At 71.8% G+C, this 19,535-nt stretch carries 18 protein-coding genes; 11 read left to right on the top strand and 7 right to left on the bottom strand.

The annotated features are described in order from the left end of the window. Window positions 1-36 precede the first annotated feature (36 nt). Both FNV62_RS10000 and FNV62_RS10005 read left to right on the top strand, forming a co-directional pair. Window positions 37-429: a VOC family protein gene (locus FNV62_RS10000; RefSeq protein WP_060902501.1), complete on the top strand. Its 393-nt coding sequence runs from the start codon at window positions 37-39 to the stop codon at window positions 427-429. A gap of 89 nt (window positions 430-518) precedes the next feature. After that, a complete protein-coding gene (locus FNV62_RS10005) occupies window positions 519-1,283 on the top strand; it encodes a VOC family protein (protein ID WP_143600741.1) in 765 nt (254 codons plus the stop codon). 19 nt (window positions 1,284-1,302) lie between these two features. Here FNV62_RS10005 and FNV62_RS10010 read toward each other — a convergent pair whose 3' ends face one another. The 3 genes from FNV62_RS10010 to FNV62_RS10020 form a co-directional block, all read right to left on the bottom strand. Beyond that, complete coding sequence (locus tag FNV62_RS10010; RefSeq protein WP_144315112.1) at window positions 1,303-3,900, bottom strand: cellulosome protein; 2,598 nt, start codon at window positions 3,898-3,900, stop codon at window positions 1,303-1,305. 107 nt (window positions 3,901-4,007) lie between these two features. Beyond that, window positions 4,008-4,499: a MarR family winged helix-turn-helix transcriptional regulator gene (locus tag FNV62_RS10015; protein WP_060902498.1), complete on the bottom strand. Its 492-nt coding sequence runs from the start codon at window positions 4,497-4,499 to the stop codon at window positions 4,008-4,010. A gap of 521 nt (window positions 4,500-5,020) precedes the next feature. Then, a complete protein-coding gene (locus FNV62_RS10020; RefSeq protein WP_144315113.1) occupies window positions 5,021-6,709 on the bottom strand; it encodes an FUSC family protein in 1,689 nt (562 codons plus the stop codon). Between the two features lie 209 nt (window positions 6,710-6,918). Here FNV62_RS10020 and FNV62_RS10025 point away from each other — a divergent pair, with 209 nt between their 5' ends. The 4 genes from FNV62_RS10025 (at window position 6,919) to FNV62_RS10040 (ending at window position 10,042) form a co-directional block, all read left to right on the top strand. Further along, on the top strand, window positions 6,919-7,488 hold the full coding sequence (locus FNV62_RS10025) for a DUF5134 domain-containing protein (RefSeq protein ID WP_143612711.1): 570 nt from the start codon (window positions 6,919-6,921) through the stop codon (window positions 7,486-7,488). A gap of 98 nt (window positions 7,489-7,586) precedes the next feature. Further along, window positions 7,587-8,522, top strand: a complete 936-nt coding sequence (locus tag FNV62_RS10030) for a M56 family metallopeptidase (RefSeq protein ID WP_054228825.1) — start codon at window positions 7,587-7,589, stop codon at window positions 8,520-8,522. A 67-nt stretch (window positions 8,523-8,589) separates the two neighbouring features. Further along, window positions 8,590-9,273: a phosphatase PAP2 family protein gene (locus FNV62_RS10035; RefSeq protein WP_144315115.1), complete on the top strand. Its 684-nt coding sequence runs from the start codon at window positions 8,590-8,592 to the stop codon at window positions 9,271-9,273. 73 nt (window positions 9,274-9,346) lie between these two features. Then, on the top strand, window positions 9,347-10,042 hold the full coding sequence (locus FNV62_RS10040; protein ID WP_144315117.1) for an HAD family hydrolase: 696 nt from the start codon (window positions 9,347-9,349) through the stop codon (window positions 10,040-10,042). 99 nt (window positions 10,043-10,141) lie between these two features. Here the strand turns inward: FNV62_RS10040 and FNV62_RS10045 are convergent, their stop codons facing one another. Beyond that, window positions 10,142-10,387, bottom strand: coding sequence for a DUF2630 family protein (locus FNV62_RS10045; RefSeq protein ID WP_144315118.1), 246 nt, complete (start codon window positions 10,385-10,387; stop codon window positions 10,142-10,144). Window positions 10,388-10,621: 234 nt separating this feature from the next. On the opposite strand from FNV62_RS10045, the gene FNV62_RS10050 reads away from it, so the two are divergent. Then, window positions 10,622-11,341 (top strand): TetR/AcrR family transcriptional regulator, encoded by a 720-nt coding sequence (locus FNV62_RS10050; protein ID WP_143654570.1) that lies wholly within the window; start codon window positions 10,622-10,624, stop codon window positions 11,339-11,341. Here the strand turns inward: FNV62_RS10050 and FNV62_RS10055 are convergent. Continuing rightward, window positions 11,329-12,831 carry an LVIVD repeat-containing protein gene (locus FNV62_RS10055; RefSeq protein ID WP_144315120.1) on the bottom strand — a complete coding sequence of 501 codons (1,503 nt, stop codon included), beginning with the start codon at window positions 12,829-12,831 and terminating at the stop codon, window positions 11,329-11,331. The genes FNV62_RS10050 and FNV62_RS10055 overlap by 13 nt on opposite strands. Before the next feature lie 194 nt (window positions 12,832-13,025). Between FNV62_RS10055 and FNV62_RS10060 the strand changes: the two genes are divergently transcribed. The 3 genes from FNV62_RS10060 (at window position 13,026) to FNV62_RS10070 (ending at window position 16,785) form a co-directional block, all read left to right on the top strand. Then, on the top strand, window positions 13,026-13,709 hold the full coding sequence (locus FNV62_RS10060; RefSeq protein WP_382160902.1) for a DUF305 domain-containing protein: 684 nt from the start codon (window positions 13,026-13,028) through the stop codon (window positions 13,707-13,709). A 187-nt stretch (window positions 13,710-13,896) separates the two neighbouring features. Beyond that, window positions 13,897-15,255, top strand: a complete 1,359-nt coding sequence (locus FNV62_RS10065) for an FAD-dependent oxidoreductase (RefSeq protein WP_143600758.1) — start codon at window positions 13,897-13,899, stop codon at window positions 15,253-15,255. A gap of 162 nt (window positions 15,256-15,417) precedes the next feature. Beyond that, complete coding sequence (locus FNV62_RS10070; protein ID WP_144315121.1) at window positions 15,418-16,785, top strand: nucleobase:cation symporter-2 family protein; 1,368 nt, start codon at window positions 15,418-15,420, stop codon at window positions 16,783-16,785. Between the two features lie 46 nt (window positions 16,786-16,831). On the opposite strand, the gene FNV62_RS10075 is transcribed toward FNV62_RS10070, so the two are convergent. Next, entirely contained in the window at window positions 16,832-17,206 is a 375-nt protein-coding gene (locus tag FNV62_RS10075; RefSeq protein ID WP_060897354.1) for an ArsR/SmtB family transcription factor, read from the bottom strand. 150 nt (window positions 17,207-17,356) lie between these two features. Here FNV62_RS10075 and FNV62_RS10080 point away from each other — a divergent pair, with 150 nt between their 5' ends. Continuing rightward, window positions 17,357-18,442, top strand: a complete 1,086-nt coding sequence (locus FNV62_RS10080; protein WP_144315123.1) for an NADH:flavin oxidoreductase/NADH oxidase — start codon at window positions 17,357-17,359, stop codon at window positions 18,440-18,442. Between the two features lie 55 nt (window positions 18,443-18,497). Here the strand turns inward: FNV62_RS10080 and FNV62_RS10085 are convergent, their stop codons facing one another. Further along, the gene (locus FNV62_RS10085; RefSeq protein ID WP_144315125.1) at window positions 18,498-19,517 is read right to left on the bottom strand and encodes a helix-turn-helix domain-containing protein; all 1,020 of its coding nucleotides are present in this window, start codon (window positions 19,515-19,517) and stop codon (window positions 18,498-18,500) included. Window positions 19,518-19,535 lie beyond the last annotated feature (18 nt).

The following is a 19,535-nucleotide window of genomic DNA, read 5'->3' on the forward strand; positions in this document are numbered from 1 at the left end:
AACGCCCCCGCCCATGAGGCCCTAGGCTCCGGGTGCATGGTGCATGTACTGAGCAGTCGGATCCTTCTGCGGCCCACCGACCCGGAGCGCTCCCGCGCCTTCTACGGCGAGCGGCTGGGGCTCGCCGTCCACCGGGAGTTCGGGACGGGACCCGAGCGCGGCACGGTCTACTTCCTCGGCGGCGGCTTCCTGGAGGTCTCGGGCCGCTCCGAGACCCCGCCCTCGCCCGCGCTCAGGCTGTGGCTCCAGGTGGCCGACGCCGACGCGGCGTACGAGGAGCTGTCGGCGGCCGGGGTCGACATCGTGCGCCCGCCGGTGAAGGAGCCGTGGGGGCTGATCGAGATGTGGATCGCGGATCCGGACGGTGTCGAGATCGTGCTCGTGGAAATCCCGGCGGATCATCCACTGCGCTACCGCCCCGGAATCTGAGCGCACGACGCCCTGCGTCGGATGGCCACGGCCCGGGCACGGGCATAGCGTGCTGGAGAGGCCTTCTGGCGGAAGGGCGGAGGAACGTCATGAAGCTCGACAAGCCGGTGCCCGGCGGTCCGTGCTGGACCGAGCTCGGGACCAGTGATCTGGAGGCGGCCAAGCGCTTCTACGCCGATCTGTTCGGCTGGCGCCCGGAGACCGACCCACGCCAGGAGGCGGGCGGCTACACGGTCGCGCACCTCGGCGACGCGCCGGTCGCGGCGATCTCCCCGCTGTACCAGGAGTCACAGCCCGTCGCCTGGAACGTGTCCTTCGCGGTGGCCGACGCGGACACCGCCGTGGACGCGGTGCAGGCCGCAGGCGGCACGGTCGTCCTCGGCCCGATGGACGTGTTCGACGTCGGGCGTTTCGCGGTGGCGTTCGACCCGACCGGCGCGGCCTTCCAGCTGTGGCAGGCGCGGGCCTTCCCGGGCGCGGGGCTGTTCAACGCGCCGGGCGCGCTCGGCTGGGTGGAACTGCTGACGCGCGCCCCGGACCGGGCCGTCGAGTTCTACACCACGGTGTTCGGCTGGACCGTGAACGCCTCCGAGCACTACACGCAGTGGGGCATCGAGGGAGCCGACTTCGGCGGCATGGTGGCGATGGACGACAACTTCCCGCACGCGGTGCCGCCGCACTGGCTGCCGTACTTCGCCGTCGAGGACGTGGACGCCACCGCGAACGCCACCGTCGGGGCGGGCGGCAGCATTCTCATGGAGCCCACGTCCGTGCCGCAGGGCCCCCGGATCGCCGTCCTGCGGGACCCGCAGGGAGCGTTCTTCGGGGTTCATGTGGCGGGCGAGGAGGGCTGACCGGACGCTCGCCCGGAACTCATGCCAGGGGTGTCACCGCCACCTGGTCGATGACCGGCGCGTACGCGGAGCGCTGCTGATGGGCATTGGTGGTGTCGCCGTCGAAGTCGGGCCGTTCGTCGGCGGTGAAGGTGAGGGTGTTGGTGCCCTCGTTGAGGGTGACGGGGACGGCGAGGTCCCAGAAGTTGTTGAAGTGGAAGGTGGTGGGGAAGAGGATCCGGCGCGCCGGCGCCCCGTTCACGGACAGGTCCGCGTGGCGGCAGACGGGATCGGGGTTGTAGTGGGTGGCCGGGGGCTGCTCGCCGTTGGAGTAGCGGACGGTCACGGCATGACGTCCGGTGCGCGCCGCCGTGACGGTCAGGGTGAGGGCGTTGTCCGGCCCCCTGCCGATTCCCTCGACCGCCTTCCCACCGGTGGCGAAGGTGTGGGCGCCCGTCACCTTGGCCTCGCCGGTCACCGTGCCCTCCTCGGCGGGGTACACGGTGGTCTCGAGGCGTCCGGTGCCCGGACCCACGCGCAGCCGGTCGAGGACGAGGCGCTCCGAAGTGCCGGTCACCGTCAGCTTGTTGATGCCGCCGGCCAGGAACAGTGGGATCCCGTCCCGGTCGAGACCTCCCACCTCCACCCCGTTGACCGTCAACAGCCCTTCTCCCGGACCGATGTGATCGACCGTCACGAGCGCCTCGCCGTCGGCGGCCGCGTGCACCCAGAACGTGGCGGTCCCTCCTGGCGGCAGCAGTACGGCACCCGGCCCGCGGGCGCCGCCGTGCTCGTACGTCACTCGGGCGCCGGCACCGAGTCCCGCGTACGCGGCCTCGTACAGCGCGGGCGCGGTCACGTGCGCGTCCCGCAGGACGAGGTCGATCCGGTCGATGGTCGCGTCGCCCTTGGTGGCGCCGAGGTCGGGGTCCCGCGCGGACAGGGTGAGCGTGCGTGTGCCCGCCGTCAGCTCCACCCGGGTGTCGGTGTGCCCCCAGACGACCGGCTTGTAGCCGAGGGGGAGGCGCAGTTCCTGGGGGTCCGCTCCGTCGACACGCAGGAAGACGTTGGTGGGGCCCTGCTCCCGCACGAGTTCGTGGAGGTTGTGGGAGTTGGCGAGGACGCTCAGGTCGTACGTCCCGTCCTGCGGGACCTCGACGGAGAAGGCGACGGCGAGGTCGGAGCCGGTGCGCAGTCCGCCGACGTGGTAGGTGCCCGAGGTGGCGAACCTGTCGACGTCGGAGGGCGATCCCTCGGGCCCGTTCCTCGCGTGCCCCTCGCCCGTGCAGGTCGCGTGCTCCGCGTGGTACGACCGGCGCCAGCCGATGGAGGGCGGCGCGAGGACCCGGTCGCCGCCGGGCGAGAGGATCACCTCGTAGGCGGACATCGCGTCGAGGTCGGCGAGAGGAAGGACCACCCTGCCTTCGTCGACCGGAAGTTCGAGGTCCTTGATGCGCAAGGGCTGTGCCGAGGCGCCGACTTGGCCGGTCCACGGGATCTCGTGGAGCCTGGCGTGGACCGTGCCGCCGAAGATCTCGGCGGGGACGTTCGCGAAGACGAGATCCGCGGCGCCGCCGCTGCCGCCGAACAGGGCGCGGGCCTGGCGCTTGTCCCGGTCGAGCGTGGCGACGCCCTGGAGGGTGTACTGGACATTGGGGTGCGGCGCTCGTACCTGGACCGTGCGGCCGGTCATCCGGCCGTAGGTGTGGAACAGCCACCACTGGCCGTTGCCCTTGTTCGCCTCGACCGCCGAGTCGTTGAGGTTGCCGTCGATGTTCCAGTACGCCATGTCGGCGTCGATCTTCGACTCCTCGATGGCGGAGATCCACTGGATCATCTGCCCGGGCACGGACAGGTGATAGTTGTGCGCGTACTCGTTGATGTTGACGGGGAGGGGGCCGATCCCCAACTCCCGTTCCATGTCGCGGTACTTGGCGACGTTCGTACGGATCGCGGCGGGTGTCGACAGCTCGTGCCAGGTCACCACGTCCGGGAGGACGTCATGGGCCTTGGCGAACTCCAGGAAGCCCCGCACCTCGTCGTACAGGACGCAGGTGTTGGGGCCCGCGATGCGCGCGTGCGGGTCGAGGCCCTTGATGAGGTGGTGGAGGTCCTTCCAGGCGGCGAAGTAGTGCCGCGGGTCGGAGTGCCAGGAGGTCCTGTCGTAGCTCCACTCCCCCGTGCCGAACATGTTGCCTTCGGGCTCGTTGAACGGTACGTAGACGATGTGGGACTTGAGGGGTCCCGTCGTCAGGACCTGCCTGACCTGCTTCTCCACCCTGGCCCGGTAGTCGGCGAGGCGTTCCTCGCCGGTGGCGCCGGGCCACTGGTAGGGGAAGCCGCGGTAGATGTCGGTCATGTAGAGGTAGACGTCCCTGCCGCCGCAGTCCACGAAGGAGGGCAGGATGTCGAGGGCGTCGGCGCCGGGGTGCTGGGTGCCGTCCTGGGCCTTGGTCGACACCGTGCGCACATGCATGCCCTCGACCACGTTGCGGCTGGGCACTCCGTCGCCGTACAGGCCGTAGAGCGTGCCGCTCGCCCCGCCGTGAAAGGCGCCGGTCTCGGTGCCGAGATCGATGGTGAGCGTCTCGGTGTCTGCTGCCACTGCGCCTCCGCGGTCACGCTGCTTGTTCGACATCCCGTACATCAGCCGGGACTCCGAACCGGGCGAGCCTGAACGTAGGAGCGGTGCGCGGCTCGTGTCAACGGCGAGTGACCACGAAGCGGGTGGGCCCCCGGCCGGCCTCAGACGCGTGGCGCCCCGAGACGGCCTTCGAGCTGACCGAGCAACTCACCGAGCAGATCGGCGAGTTCGCGTTGGCGGGCGAGGTCGATCCCGGACAGGGCCGTCGTCTCGTAGGCGAGCTGCTGGGGCAGGATGCCGTCGACGAGGTCGCGGCCCGCGTCGGTGAGCCGGACGTGCGCGACCCGGCGGTCGCGGGTGTCACCGCGGCGCTCGACCAGACCGCGCTCGGTCAGCTGCTTCAGGCGCTTGGTGACGGCGGCACCGGAGGAGAACGTCTCGCGGGCGATCTCACTGGGGGTCAGCTCGTGACCGGTGCGGCGCAGGGTCCCGAGGACGTCGAACTCGGGACGGGTGAGCCCGGCCCGGCGCAACGGGGCGTCCTCGGCCTGCTGAAGCAGCGCGGCCGAGCGGTTGATCCGGCCGATGATCTCCATCGGCCCGGTGTCGATCCCGGGATGCACGGCCTGCCACTGCCGCACCACGGCAGCCATGGTGTCGACCGGTGAGGGGGTGCCGGGGGGTGCGGTGGTGGGGGTACCTGAGGGGGTCCGAGCACCTGAGGGGGCTGGGCCGCCTGAGGGGACCGGGGTGCCCGAGGCTGCCGGGGCATCCGGGCTCCCCGAGGGAACCTGGGTACCCGAAGCAGCCGGAGTGCCCGAGGGAACCGGAGTGCCTGAGGCGGCCGGGGTACCCGCGCCGGCCGTTGCTCCGGTCCCGTTGTCCGTCGACGCCACGCCTCCGAGGGGAGCACTCGCCGAGAGCCCCCGTCCTGCCGAGTCGCCCGACGGGCCGCGCCCACCGGCGCGCGCGTCCGCCGACGCCGAGCCCCGGGCCGCCGGCCTGTCCGCGCCGGCACCACCACCGACCACCACGCCCGCCGAACCCGACCGCCCGGCCGGGGGCTCGCTCATCCGACTCGGCTGCCCGTGCGGCGCCGCCCGCCGAGGTGTCGCCGGGGTCGCAGTGCCGCTCTGGCCGAGTGCCGCGTCCGTCGCACGCCCATCCGCTGCCGTCATGCCTGTGCGCCCTCCAAGGAGTGCAGTCCCTGCCGTCGTACCGTCGCCGCGAGCGTACGGTGTCCGGACTGCTCGGCCCGCATCACCCGCTCCTCCGGCAGGGCGCGTTGCCACCATTCGCCGGCGGCGGCGTCGGCGGTGGCGCGCAGCTCGACGACGGCACCGGACAGCGCGCGGCGGGCGGACTCCAGGGCGCCGGGATCGGGACGCTCGGCGTCGAGCAGGCCCACGGCACGTTCGCGGGCCCGCTCGACGGCGTCGAGGGCGCCCTCGATACGGTCGCCGGCCCGCCGGTTGGTGACCGCGACCGCCGCGGCGAAGCCGACCACCGCACCCACCAGGGTGTCCGCGACCCGGTCGGTCATCAGCTCACCGGGCTGCTGGACGCGGGCGAACTCGGTGATGAGCAGCGCCATGGGGGTCACGCAGATGCTGCCGAGCCAGTAGTTGCGGCCGATCAGGGCCTCGGCGCCGAAGTTCAGGGCGAGGCACAGCAGGACGAGGAACGCCTGGCTGAGATGGGCCAGCGGAGCGAGCACGGCGAAGCAGAGGACGCCGATCAGGTTGCCGACGACGCGCTGAACTCCCCGGCTCCAGGTCAGGGTGACGTTGGCCTGGTAGAGCGACGCGGCGGTGACCAGCGCCCAGTAGGGGCGGCCGACGCCGAGCGCGAGCGACGCGTATCCGGCGAGGGCACAGCCGAGCGCGGTGCGCAGGGCGATCGGAGCCAGTGGGCCCAGGCGGCGGAACAAGGGGGTCGGGGGGACGGCGAGTTCGACTTCCACGCCCAGGAGTTCGTCGGCGGCTTCCCCGAGGTCGTCCGGACGAGGTACGGGCCCGGCGCCCCGCACCTCGCGCGCCCACGCCCGCAGCCGCTCGGGCTCCGTGTCGGCGGGCGCGGCGATCGCCACCTCGGCGCGCACGACGAGCCGTTCCAGGGCGCGCCGGGGCGCACTGCGGGCGCCGGTGGAGAGCAGCGACTGCCAGGCCCCGTGCACGGCGGCGGCCGCGGCGGCGCGGGCCCGGGCGGCCCCGTCACCGGTGCCCGCCTTCTCGGCGTAGGCGGCCGCGGCGTTCAGCGCGTGCGCCGTCGCGCGGCGCTCGGGCCCGTGTGGGCGGACGAGTCCGGGTACCATGCCGACGATCCACGCCCAGGCGCCCGCTGCGGCGCCCAGCGCGAGATGGCCGGGAACCTGGCCGAGCGTCTGCGGCACGAACAGGGACGCGGAACTGATGAAGGCGAGGACCACGTGACCGGGCGGCCCGATGCGCGTGGCGTCGCACAGCGCCTTCTGCACGGCGGCCAGCAGCGCGCCGACGGTGACCAGCACGACGGCGTTCGTCGTGAGCGAGGCCGCGGTCAGCGCGACGGCGAGGCCGCCGAGCATGCCGAGGACGACCCAGGCGAGCGCGCGGGCGCGGGCGGCGTACGGACGGTTGTGGGCGTAGAGCGCGCAGAGCGACCCGGCCATGGTGTACATCGCCAGGTCCAGCCGACCGAGCGCGAGAAGCGTCAGATTCGGCGGGGCGACCGAGGCGACCACACTCAGCGCGGGCTTGAACCAGATGTCGGCGGGGCGGCCGAGCCGCAGCACACCGGCCAGCGGGAGACGACGTCCATGAGAGCGGTGACGTCCATGGGGACGGCGGCGTACACGGGGGGTCTGCGGGGTCGCGCTGCTCATACCTTCAAGCTTAGCAGGTGTTTTACTCGTGAAATATATACCCCCGGTCACCGCCCGTCACCGCCCACCCGCGCCCACCTGCGACGCACTCCCGCACGCTCCCCCGTGTACACCTGTGCGCTCGCTTGCGCACCGCCCGGCCCGGGCATGCCCTGACCGACTGTCCGACATCAACGACTGTCCGACTCCGTCGAGCGGGGAGGTACGCGGTGCACGGACCGGCGTCACCCGGCTGGCTGCTCGTAGCGCTGTGCGCGGCGAGCGGGGCCTACTGTCTGTTGCGGATGCGCAGCCCCGTCGAGGAGCAGCGCCGCACCGCGGGCGCCGAGGCGCTCATGGGATTCGGCATGGCCGCGATGGCGGTGCCCGCGGCGGCGGCCACCCCGCCGCGCTGGGCCTGGTTCGCGTACACCGCGGTGTTCGGTGCCGCCGCCCTGCGCGCCCTGTGGTCGGTCCGCAGCAGCCCGCACCATCTGCACCATCTCGTCGGGGCCTGCGCCATGGTCTACATGGCCGCCGCGATGGCCGCCTCCCCCGGGCACCACGGGCACGGCGGCGGCTCCGGGATTCCTCTGGTCACGGGGGCGCTCCTGATCTACTTCGTCGGGTACGTGCTGCGCTCCGGGGCCCGGCTGTTGCCGGTGGCGGCGGTGGTCGGCGGCTCGGGGACGCTCGGCGGCACCCCCCGGCCCCTCGGCTGGGGCGACCGCCCCGAGCTGTCACAGGCGTGCCGGCTGTCCATGGGGATCGCGATGCTGGCCATGCTGGTCACGCTCTGAGCGCCCCTCCGGCCCCGGCCATGTGAAACCGTGGCGTACGTCACTTTGTCGTCGCGGGCCGTATCCCCCGGCGACGCTCCGCTCATAGGCTTCACCTCATGATGGTCCCCGCGGCACTGTTGCTGCTCGGCGCCCTGGCCGCCGTGGTCGCTCCACGACTGCTCGCCCGGGCCAACTGGCCGGACCATGAACCCGTGGTCGCCCTGTGGGCGTGGCAGTGCGTGGTGGCGGCCGTTCTGCTGTGCTGCGTCCTGTCGATGACGCTCAGCGCGGCCGCCGCGTGGGTGGCGGTGCGCGGCCATGTCTTCGCCCCCGCTCCGCACTCCGTCGTGGACGCCTACGCGTTGAGCAAGGGGAGCCCGTGGGCCGCGGCGACCGCCGTGGCGCTCGCCTGCGGCGGTGCCTGGACCGCGGCGATGCTGGTCCGCGAGGTGCTGCGGGCCCGGTCCCAGCGTCGGCAGAGCCGTGACGAACTCCACGTACGCGCACCGCTGTTGCCCGGTGAGGAGCCGGGCAGTGACCGGCTGGTGGTGCTGGAGGGTGAGCGTCCTGACGCCTGGTGGCTGCCCGGGGCCGCTCCCCAACTGGTCGTCACCACAGCCGCGTTGCGCCGTCTCAAAGGGCGTCAGCTGGACGCCGTGCTCGCCCATGAGCAGGGGCACGCGCGGGCCCGGCACGACTGGCTGCTGCACTGCTCGGCCGCGCTCGCCGTCGGTTTTCCGCAGGTGCCCGTCTTCGCCGCGTTCCGCGACGAGATGCATCGCCTGGTCGAACTCGCCGCCGACGACATGGCCTCCCGCCGTTTCGGCCGCCTCACGATCGCCCTCGCGTTGGTGGAACTGAACGAGGACCGGGGCGTGTTCGGCCCCTGTCCGACTCCGCAGGCCCATGTCCCACTGCGGGTGCACCGCCTGCTCGCTCCTCCGGACCGGCTGACGCCGTCGCGGCGGCTGCGGCTGACGGCGGCGGCCACGCTGGTGCCGGTGATCCCTCTGCTGGTGGCGTTCGTACCGGGCCTGCGGGCGCTCGGCTAGCCGCGACAGCGGCGGTTCGGGGCCCCGCGGTTGGCCACCGGCCCCGTACTTCGGGGAGGATCACCGTATGCAGTCCCCGCCCCTCGACCCACCGCTTCGCACTGCGACCCCACGGACCCCGGCACTCACCGCGGCGGTGCTCACCGTTCCGTCCGTGCTGCTCCTCCTGCTGGTCGCGTTCTCCTGGCGACCGCTGCTGGTCCTCGACGGCGACATCGCGCGCACCACGCACCGCTGGGCGGTCGACGAACCGGGTGCCACCCAGGTGTTCCGCGTTCTGACGGACTGGGTGTGGGACCCGTGGACGATGCGCGCGCTGGGTGCGCTGGTCGTGCTCCTGCTGGTCTGGCGACGTTCGGCGTGGTGGCCGGCGCTGTGGGTGACGGCCGCCTGTGTGCTGGGCACGGTGGTGCAGCAGTCGCTGAAGGCGGCGGTGGGCCGGGCGCGCCCCGTCTGGCCCGACCCCGTGGACTCCGCGCACTACGCGGCCTTCCCCTCGGGCCACGCCATGACCGCGACGGTGGTGTGCGGGCTGCTGCTGTGGCTGCTCCAGCTGTACGGCGCCGGGCACGCGCTGCGGCGTACGGCACTGGCGCTGGCCGTGGTCAGCGTCGTGGGTGTCGGACTGACCCGGGTCTGGCTGGGCGTCCACTGGCCCTCGGACGTCCTGGGCGGCTGGCTGCTCGGCGCGCTGGTGGTCGCCCTGGCGGTGATGACCCACGAGCGCCTCTTCGGCTCGGAACGTACGTGACCGGCGCGAAGTGTGCTCGACCCGCCCGGAGCGTGCTTGACCGGCGCGGAGCACGCCCCGAAGGATTCCCCTCATGACGATCAAAGGCGTGCTCTTCGACTTCTCCGGAACCCTGTTCCTTGCCGAACCGACCGAGTCCTGGCTGCGCGCGGTGCTCAGGGACGCCGATCTCACCCTGCCGGAAGGGGAGTTGACCGAGGCGGCGGACGCCCTGGAGGCGGTGGGCGCGCTGCCCGGCGGTGGCGTCGCGCCCCGACTGCCGGAGGGCTCGGAGGACTTGTGGCGCAGGCGGGACCAGAGCGCCGAGGGGCACCGGGCCATGTACACCGCGATCTCCCGCCAGGTGCGGCTGCCCGATGCCCGGCTGCACGACGCGCTGTACGAGCGTCACATGCTCCCGGCTGCGTGGGGGCCCTATCCCGACACGGCCGAGGTGCTCGACGCCCTGTGCGAGCGCGGGGTCGCGGTCGGGGTGGTCAGCAACATCGGCTGGGATCTGCGGCCCGTCTTCCGTGAGCACGGCCTCGACCGGTACGTGGGCGCGTACGTGCTGTCGTACGAGCACGGCATCCAGAAGCCGGACCCCCGGCTGTTCGCGACCGCCTGCGACGCGCTGGGCATCGCCCCCGAGGACACGCTGATGGTCGGGGACGACCGCCGCGCCGACGGGGGCGCGGCGGCTCTGGGCTGCGCGGTGCACTTCGTGGACCACCTGCCCGCGGCGCGGCGCCCGGAGGGACTGCGGCCGGTGCTGGACCTGGTCGGCTGACCCGCGCACCTTCCCGGGAGCGCCCATGGACCCGAGGGCCGTCGATGTCGACCCGGAGACCTGGGAGCGGCCCGGAGGTCCGGGGGCGGCCCCTCACGATCAGCTCTGATAGCCCTCGACCTGCGAAGACGGTCGTACGCGCGCCTCGTCCGGGTTCTCCCCGAACTCGGACTTCGCGCGCCGCTGGCGCAGCAGGTCCCAGCACTGGTCGAGTTCGCGCTCCAGTTGTCCGAGCCGTTCGTGTTCCGTGGCGCTGTCGATCTGCCCTGACGCGACGGCGTCGCGCAGCTGGCGCTCGTCGTCCACCATCGCCGTGATCTTGGCCAGGATCTGCTCTTGATCCATCTCCACCCGCCTCCTCGGCACTTTCGCCCACTCTAAGGAGGCCACGGCGGCTGTGCGACTCGCTCGGGAATCCTGCCCGGCCGGGAATTTCCGCTCGCCCTGTGCCCGTCCGCCTGAGACGATCCCCCGCGTCGCCCCAGGCGGACGGCAGCCCGAAGCCTCCCCCGCGGTGAGTCATGGCCCGGACGCTCTGAGTATAGTTGGCTGGCAGCCAGTCAACACAGGAGTTCCAGCATGTCCCCGCGCAGCCCGTCGGTCAATGAAGAGTTGCGCCGGCGTTCCCGTGAGCGGCTGTTGCAGGCCGCGGTGGAGCTGGTGAACGAGCGCGGCTACGAGGCGACGACGCTCGGGGACATCGCGGATCGCGCGGGATCGGCGCGCGGACTGGTGTCGTACTACTTCCCCGGCAAACGCCAGCTCCTGCAGTCCGCCGTGCACCGGATGATGCACCGCACGCTGGAGGAGGGGCTGGAGCGCGAGCCGCGTACCGAGGACGGCCGGGAGCGGCTGGCGCGGGCCATCGACGCGATTCTGGGCCTGGCGCGGGACCGGCCCGTGCTGATGCGTCAGCACATGGCGGGCATATTGCTGGGCGAGGGGTTCGTGCAGTGTCCGGAGCAGCAGCGCCTCGCGCAGCTCCTGCGGGAGACCGTCGCCGAGTACGGCTCCCAGGACGCCGACACCGACTACCCGATGCTGCGGGCGGTCCTCATGGGCGCGGTGTACGCGGCCCTGGTGCCGGGTGTGCCGATGCCGGTCCCGAGGCTGCGGGCCGAGCTGTTCGAGCGCTACCACCTCGACTGGGAGATGGGTGTCCCGCCGGGCACCGAGGTGCCCGGCGGGACGTGCGAGAGCGATCTGTCACGGTTCTTCACGACCGGCCGACGACCGGACGAGCAGCCGTCTGCCGATCAGCCCTCCGGCAATCAGTCGCCCGGCGATCAGTCGAAGTAGTCCGGCTGTGTCTGGACGTTGAGCTCGCGCAGGTGGACCCGCTTGGCCGGATCGGTGCGCCGGTCGCTGAGCTTGAGGACGTCGAAGCCCTTGGCGATGTCGTTCGAGTAGATGTAGCCGTTGTAGTAGTACGCCGACCAGGAGCCGCCGACCGCGAGCTTGTCGGTGGTCAGCGGTCCGCGCTCGAAGTAGGCGATCTCCTTCGGGTTCGAGGAGTCGGTGAAGTCCCAGACGGAGACACCGCCCTGGTACCAGGCCTGGACCATGAGGTCCTTGCCCTTGACGGGGATCAGCGAGCCGTTGTGGGCCACGCAGTTCTCGGTGTCGGCCTGGTGGCGGGGGATCTTGAAGTAGTTCTTGAAGACGAGCTTGCGCTTGTCGCCCTTGCCGACGATGTCGTAGATGCCGTCGGCGCCGCGGTTCGGACCGATGGCCGCGTTGCAGGTGGCCGCCCCACCACCGCCCAACTCGTCGGTGAACACGACCTTGTTCGCCTTCTGGTTGAAGGTCGCCGAGTGCCAGAACGCGAAGTTGACGTTGTCCTCGACCTGGTCGATGACCTTCGGGTGCTCCGGGTCCTTGATGGAGAACAGGATGCCGTCGCCCATGCAGGCACCGGCGGCCAGGTCCTTGGAGGGCAGGACCGTGATGTCGTGGCAGCCGGTGGTCTTGGAGACGCCCGGGTTGGTGGGCGCACCCGGGTTGCCGCCGCCGTCCGGTCCCTCGCCCGGGAACAGCACCGGGAAGTTCACCACGGCGGCCTTCTCAGGGGCATTGCGCGGCACCTTGATGACCGAGATGCCGTCGTGCGGGGGCTGGCAGTCGGGGAAGGTGGCGCTCGGCGAGTACGAGGCGACGTAGATGTAGACGTTCTTGCGCTCGGGCACCAGCGTGTGGGTGTGCGAGCCGCAGGCGGTCTCCACGGCGGCGACGTACTTCGGGTTCGCCTTGTCGGTGATGTCGAAGACCTTCATGCCCTCCCACGAGGACTTCTCGGTCGCGGGCTGCGTGGTGCTGTTGCAGGAGTTGTCGCTGCGCGAGGAGTCGGTGGACAGGAAGAGCAGGTTGCCGGAGACGGAGACGTCGTTCTGCGAGCCCGGGCAGAGCACCTGCGCCACCGTCCTGGGCGCCTTCGGGTTGCTGATGTCGAAGATGCGGAAGCCGTCGTAGTTGCCGGCGAAGGCGTACTCGCCCTGGAAGGCGAGGTCGGAATTGGTGCCGGGCAGCGCGTCCTTGGGGATGTTGGTGAGGTGTTCGATGTTGTCGGAGTGGACGATCTCGTCCTGCCCGGGTATCTCGCCGTTCGCGATCGCCGTTCTGGTCTCGATGGCGTCACTGCGGGACACCTTCTCCGGAACGGCGGGGCCGTCCCCGGGATCGGGGGTCGCGGCCGCCGGGCCGGCCGTGAGCAGCGCGGCCAGGAGTCCGGCCGCGGCTGCGGCAACTCCCAGGCGTCTGCGCCGCGTTCGGGGATCGATCAACAGGGTCACTGCGTCCTCCCTTGTAGCCGTTCGCAGTTGAACGGTTCACGGACCCCAGAAGTATCGTCCGACCCATGCACTGATCAACAGATGGCAACGCACTCGTAATGAAGGTTTTCGATCAGTAACGTTCACCGGCGTGCTAGGACGGTCATGAAACACCCGTGAGGTGTCCGGCGATTCATGTGCCCCTGGAGGTCGATGTGTTGCTCCGTCGTACGTCCCGCGCGTCCCGTACGCCCCGCACACGCCGTGCGCTCCTGGGAGCGGCCTCGCTGGCGGTCGCCGTGCTCGTGCTCGGGGGCTGCGACTCCGGCTCGGCTTCCGCACCCAAGTCCGCCGCGACGAGCGGGCCTTCGGTGATCGCCCCCGGCAAGCCGGGCGAGGCGGCCGAGACACTCTCCGCCGCGGACGCCGCGAAGCAGCGCAACGAGGACGACTCCCCCAACACGGCGGACTTCGCCTACGCCCGGATGATGATCGAACATCACACCCAGGCCCTGGAGATGACCGCACTCGCCCCCAAGCAGGCAGCGTCGGGTCAGGTGAAGCGGCTCGCGGCGCGGATCTCGGCCGCGCAGGGGCCGGAGATCACCGCGATGAAGGGCTGGCTCACCGCCCACGACGGCGACAAGCGGGCAACGGAGCACCGGCACGAGGCGATGCCCGGCATGGCGACCGAGGCACAGCTGAGGGAGTTGCGCGCGGCGCGGGGCAAGGCCTTCGACGCGCTCTTCCTGAAGCTGATGATCACACATCACGACGGGGCGATCGCCATGGCCACGGAGGTGAAGGCCCAGGGCAACAACATCCAGGTCGAGGAGATGGCCGACGACGTGATCGCCCAGCAGACGAGCGAGATCAGCAGGATGCGCGCGTTGCGGTGAGGCTCGGAGACACCTCCGACGGCCGCCGGAACGATCACCACATGTATTCATGTCATGACTTTCCGTGCGGATGAACCCGTACGCGTATGTCGCGCGCCGCACCCTGTCAGCGGAGCGTCGGTGGTGCGATGCTGGAGCCATCAGCGATCTCCTCGAGCTGTTCGGGTTTCGGATTGGGAGTTCCGCCGTGCTGTATGTCGCCGTCGTCGGCTCGGGGCCCAGCGGGGTCTACACCGCCCAGAGCCTCGTCCAGAGCGGGCTGTCCGAGGTCCGGGTGGACGTCCTGGACCGGCTGCCATGCCCGTACGGCCTGGTGCGCTACGGCGTGGCGCCGGACCACGAGAAGATCAAGTCGCTGCAGAACAATCTGCGGGCGGTCCTGGAGGACGAGCGGGTGCGGTTCCTGGGCGGTGTCCAGGTCGGCCCGGGCGGGGTGCCCGTGACCCGGCTGCGGGAGCTGTACCACGCGGTGGTCTACTGCGTGGGCGCCGCCACCGACCGCCATCTCGGAGTGCCGGGCGAGGAGCTGTCGGGCAGTTGGTCGGCGACCGAGTTCGTGTCCTGGTACAGCGCGCACCCCGACTCCGCCACCGACGGCTTCGTGCTCGGCGCGCGCTCGGCGGTGGTCGTCGGCGTCGGGAACGTCGCCGTGGACGTGACCCGGATGCTGGCCCGCGGCGCGTCCGAGCTGAGCCCCACGGACGTGCCGCAGGCGGCGCTGAGCGCGCTGGCCGCGAGCAAGGTGACCGAGATCAGCATGATCGGGCGGCGCGGTCCCTCGCAGGCCCGGTTCACCACCAAGGAACTGCGCGAGCTCGGCTCGCTGCCGGACACCGAAGTCGTGGTGGATCCCGAGGAGTTGGCGCTCGATCCGCAGTACGCCGACCCGTCGGACCTGCCCCCCGCGCAGCGCCGCAATGTGGAGGTGCTGCGGGGGTGGGCCGCCGCGCCGGCGCAGGACCGGGCCCGCCGGATCCGGCTGCGCTTCTTCCTGCGCCCGGTCGAGCTGCTTCCCGACGAGGGCGACGGCACCCGGGTGGGCGCGGTGCGCTTCGAGCGCACGGCGCCCGACGGGCACGGCGGGGTGACGGGCACGGGACGGTACGAGGACATCGAGGCGCAGTTGGTGCTGCGCTCGGTCGGCTATCGGGGCGTCCCGCTCGAAGGACTGCCCTTCGACACGGACCACGGCACGGTGCCGCACCGCGCGGGCCGGGTACTGCGGGACGGCGTGGTCGCGCCGGGCGAGTACGTGGCGGGCTGGATCAAGCGGGGGCCGACCGGTGTCATCGGCACCAACCGGCCGTGCGCCAAGGAGACGGTGACCTCGCTCGTCGAGGACGCTCCCGAACTCATGCGACGGGAGCTGGCCGAGGATCCCCTCGCGGCGCTGCGGGCGGCCGGGGCGACACCGGTTCCGTGGGCCGGATGGGAGGCGATCGAGCGGGCGGAGGCGGAGCTCGGGGCCTCGCTCGGACGGGGCGTGGTCAAGCTGCCCGACTGGACGTCGCTGCTGGCGGCGGCGCGGACGGCGACTTCGCACTGAAGCGTCCCCGGCGGGGTCGGGCGCGACTCGGTGGGCATGACACATAGCGGCAACGGGCCGGAAATCAACAAACTGTTCAAGCCCCTTACCGTCTCGTGCTGTTCGGACGTTGCTCGCGCCGTCCGGCCGTCCCCGTCCCCACCCGCCGCTCCTGGAGTGCCCATGGCGACCACCGCACCCGCGCATCCCGTGCATCCCGTGCATCCCGTCGACGAGGTCCCACCCGTACGCCACCTGGCCGCCTTCGGGCTCCAGCACGTGCTCGCGATGTACGCGGGCGCGGTGGCCGTGCCGCTGATCGTGGGCGGGGCGATGAAGCTCTCGCCCGCCGACCTCGCGTATCTGATCACCGCGGACCTGCTGGTGTGCGGTATCGCGACCCTCATCCAGTGCGTGGGCTTCTGGCGGTTCGGTGTACGACTGCCGATCATGCAGGGCTGCACCTTCGCGGCGGTCTCGCCGATGGTCCTGATCGGGACGACGGGCGGCGGACTGCCCGCGATCTACGGATCGGTGATCGTCGCGGGGCTCGCGATCGTGTTGCTGGCGCCGGTCTTCGGCAGGCTGCTGCGCTTCTTCCCGCCACTGGTCACGGGCACCGTCATCCTGATCATCGGGGTCTCGCTGCTGCCGGTCGCGGGCAACTGGGCGGCGGGCGGAGTGGGCGCGAAGGACTTCGGGGAACCGAAGAACCTGGCGCTCGCGGGCTTCGTCCTGGCCGTGGTGCTGGCTGTGCAACGGTTCGCGCCGCCCTTCCTGGGCCGGATCGCCGTGCTGGTCGGCATCGCGGTGGGCCTCGCCGTGGCGGTGCCGTTCGGGTTCACGGACTTCGGCGGGGTCGGGGACGCCGACTGGGTCGGGATCAGCACGCCGTTCCACTTCGGCACTCCCACGTTCCACGCCTCCGCGATCGTGTCGATGCTGGTCGTGGCGCTGGTGACGATGACGGAGACGACCGGTGACCTCATCGCGGTCGGCGAGATGACCGACCGGAAGGTCGAGCCGCGCACGCTGGCCGACGGTCTGCGCGCCGACGGTCTCTCCACGGTGCTCGGCGGTGTGTTCAACACCTTCCCCTACACGGCGTTCGCGCAGAACGTGGGTCTGGTCGGCATGACCCGGGTGCGCAGCCGCTGGGTGGTGGCGACCGCGGGCGGCATCCTCGTCCTGCTCGGTCTGCTGCCCAAGCTGGGCGCGGTGGTCGCGGCGGTGCCGGCGCCGGTCCTTGGCGGCGCGGGTCTGGTGATGTTCGGGACGGTCGCCGCGAGCGGGCTGCGGACACTGGCCGAGGTGGACTTCAAGGGCAACAACAACCTGACGGTGGTGGCCGTCTCGGTCGCCGTGGGCATGCTCCCCGTCGGCGTGCCGACGATCTACGCGAAGTTCCCCGACTGGTTCCAGACGGTGATGAACAGCGGGATCAGCGCCGGGTGCCTGACGGCGATCGTCCTGAACCTGCTCTTCAACCACCTCCCGGGGAAGGCGGGTTCGGCCGGGGCCGCCGCCGAACCGAAGGCCGCCTCGGTCTGATCCCCACCGGTAGCCCCACCGGTGGCCCGGCCGGTCACCCAGCCGGTCACCCAGCCGTTCGCCGAGGTTCACCGAGCCGCTCGCCCTGCCGCTCGATCGCGGCGAGGACGCTGTCGAGGAACCCGGGGAACAGCGCGTCCAGGTCGGCTCCGCGCAGGGCGTTCATCTTGGCCGTTCCCCGGTAGACCTGCCGGATCACCCCGCTCTCACGGAGCACCCGGAAGTGGTGCGTGGTGGTGGACTTGGTGACCGGCAGGTCGAAGTGCGAACAGGAGAGCTCGTCGCCGACGGCGGCGAGCTCGCGCACGATCCGAAGCCGCATGGGATCGGAGAGCGCGTGCAGCACCGACTCCAGGCGGATCTCCGCACGCACGGGGTGCGGCAGGTCACGGCTGCTGCCGGCGGGGTCGGCGGTGGTCACGGTGGCTCCACTTCGTCCAGGAACCTCATCTTCGTCCAGGAACCTCAGTCTACGAGGATTGTTCGACATCTCTCATAGTTTGACACATGCCGTACTACGACGCCTATCGTACGAGGAGCAGCTCGGCACCCTCGACGAACGGAGTCCGCCGTGAGCACGCTCTTCGAGCCCTTGACCCTGCGCGAGGTGACCATCCCGAACCGGGTGTGGATGCCCCCGATGTGCCAGTACTCGGCCGCGCCGGAGGGACCCTCGACGGGCGCGCCGAACGACTGGCACTTCGCCCACTACGCCGCCCGCGCCACCGGCGGCACGGGGCTGATCGTCGTCGAGGCCACCGCCGTCTCCCCCGAGGGCCGGATCAGCCCCTACGACCTGGGCGTCTGGAACGACACCCAGGTCGAGTCCTTCCGCAGGATCACGCGCTTCCTCCGGAGCCAGGGCACCGTGCCCGCGATCCAGCTCGCGCACAGCGGGCGCAAGGCCTCCACCGACCGTCCCTGGAAGGGCGGCGCGCCGGTCGGCGAGGACGCGTACGGCTGGCAGCCGCTCGCTCCGAGCGCGCGGGCCTTCGACGAGCGGCACCCGGTGCCGACCGAGCTGACCGTGGCCGGGATCCGGGAGATCGTGGGCCAGTTCGCGGACGCGGCGCGGCGCGCCCTGGACGCCGGTTTCGAGATCGCCGAGATCCACGGCGCCCACGGATACCTCGTCAACGAGTTCCTCTCCCCGCACTCCAACCGCCGCACCGACGCGTACGGCGGCTCGTACGAGAACCGTGTCCGCTTCGCCCTCGAGGTCGTGGACGCCGTACGGGAGGTGTGGCCCGACGACAAGCCGCTGTTCTTCCGGATCTCCGCCACCGACTGGCTGGAGGAGGGCGGCTGGAGCGCCGACGACACCGTCCGCTTCGCGGGCGAACTGCGCGCACACGGCATCGACCTGCTCGACGTCTCCACCGGCGGCAACGTCTCGGGCGTACGCATTCCGGTCGGGCCGGGTTACCAAGTCCCCTTCGCCGCCCGGGTCAAGGCGGAGACCTCGCTGCCCGTCGCCGCCGTCGGTCTCATCACCGACGCCGAGCAGGCCGCGAAGATCCTCGCCAACGACGAGGCCGACGCCGTGCTGCTGGGACGCGAGCTGTTGCGCAACCCCTCGTTCGCACGCCTGGCGGCCCGTGAACTGGGCGCGGAGGTCCAGGTCCACGTCCCGGACCAGTACCACCGCTCCGTGTAGCGGTACCGCCACCCCGCGGTACCACCACCCCGCGCGGCCGTCCCGGGAGCGCGCCCTAGCGTGCCGCGTTCCGGTGCAACCGTCGTAGGACCAGCGCCAGTTGGAGGCGGAGCCGGCCGTGCGGGTCGTGGACCGGCCAGTCGAGCCAGTGCTCGGCCTGGACGAGGCGGTCCTGGAGTGTGGAGTGGTGCACGTTCAGCTCCGCCGCGGCGGCGCGCAGACTCGTACTGAAGGCGACCGCGTTCAGCGTGCTCGCCGCCCAGGGGGCCGTCGCGACGGCGTGTTCGAGGGCGCGGACGTCGGGGACGGGTTCCGTGGTCGGGCCGACCGTGTCCGCGAGCAGCGCGAGGCCGCCCAGCTCGTCCGCGTACACCGTGCGGGGGCCGGGGTCCTGGTCGGTGCCCTCCGCGGTGAACCGCAGGGCGATACGGGCGGCGGCCCACGACGCCGGAAGGTCCCGTACGGGCACCGCGGGGCCGATGCCCGCGCGACGGCCACCGGTGGTGGGCGTGCTGTCGCCGGTGGCGGGCACCGCTTCGACGAGCGGGCCGCCCTCGGCGGTCGCCACCACACGGGCGGCGGCCACGTCCCGCAGGCCGAGCCGGACGGCCGCCTGACGCCGGGCGTGCTCGGTGGCGGCGGCGTCCAGGAGCACCTCGACCGAGGCGGGGTCGGCCTGGCGGGCCTCCACCGGAGCCCGCCCGCGGGTCCTGTCCAGCACCACCCGGGCGGCGGCCGCGGCGCGCTCGAGGACCATCGCGTGGACCCCGTCGGAGACTCCTGTGCGCTCCAGCCAGACGGCAGGCGGTCCGTCCGGCGTCAAGGGGGCGGAGGGCCAGGCCGGGTCGAGCGGGCCGCCGTCGTCCCGGCGCGTCCCGTCGGCCTCGACCCGGACACGGACCCCGCGTTCCTCGTCGACCAGCCGGGCCGGGCAGCCGGACAGCACGGCCGCGCCCCGCACCAACGCCTCCAGACCCGCCCGGCCCTCGATCAGCCGGTCGAAGTAGGCGATCACCTGGAGTGCGGCACCCGCGTCGGGGTCGAGCGCCGCGAGCCTGCCCGCCAGCTCCTTCACCGAACTCACTCACCTCGC

The organism is Streptomyces sp. RLB3-17 (assembly GCF_007113425.2).
Lineage (GTDB): Bacteria > Actinomycetota > Actinomycetes > Streptomycetales > Streptomycetaceae > Streptomyces > Streptomyces mirabilis_D.

Coding starts and splice junctions, on each gene's coding strand:
- FNV62_RS10045 (WP_144315118.1), bottom strand. CDS start 10,387: ATGGATCAAGAGCAGATCCTGGCCAAGATCACGGCGATGGTGGACGAC.
- FNV62_RS10035 (WP_144315115.1), top strand. CDS start 8,590: ATGCAGTCCCCGCCCCTCGACCCACCGCTTCGCACTGCGACCCCACGG.
- FNV62_RS10015 (WP_060902498.1), bottom strand. CDS start 4,499: ATGGCTGCCGTGGTGCGGCAGTGGCAGGCCGTGCATCCCGGGATCGAC.
- FNV62_RS10070 (WP_144315121.1), top strand. CDS start 15,418: ATGGCGACCACCGCACCCGCGCATCCCGTGCATCCCGTGCATCCCGTC.
- FNV62_RS10050 (WP_143654570.1), top strand. CDS start 10,622: ATGTCCCCGCGCAGCCCGTCGGTCAATGAAGAGTTGCGCCGGCGTTCC.
- FNV62_RS10020 (WP_144315113.1), bottom strand. CDS start 6,709: ATGAGCAGCGCGACCCCGCAGACCCCCCGTGTACGCCGCCGTCCCCAT.
- FNV62_RS10000 (WP_060902501.1), top strand. CDS start 37: ATGGTGCATGTACTGAGCAGTCGGATCCTTCTGCGGCCCACCGACCCG.
- FNV62_RS10005 (WP_143600741.1), top strand. CDS start 519: ATGAAGCTCGACAAGCCGGTGCCCGGCGGTCCGTGCTGGACCGAGCTC.
- FNV62_RS10010 (WP_144315112.1), bottom strand. CDS start 3,900: ATGTCGAACAAGCAGCGTGACCGCGGAGGCGCAGTGGCAGCAGACACC.
- FNV62_RS10040 (WP_144315117.1), top strand. CDS start 9,347: ATGACGATCAAAGGCGTGCTCTTCGACTTCTCCGGAACCCTGTTCCTT.
- FNV62_RS10030 (WP_054228825.1), top strand. CDS start 7,587: ATGATGGTCCCCGCGGCACTGTTGCTGCTCGGCGCCCTGGCCGCCGTG.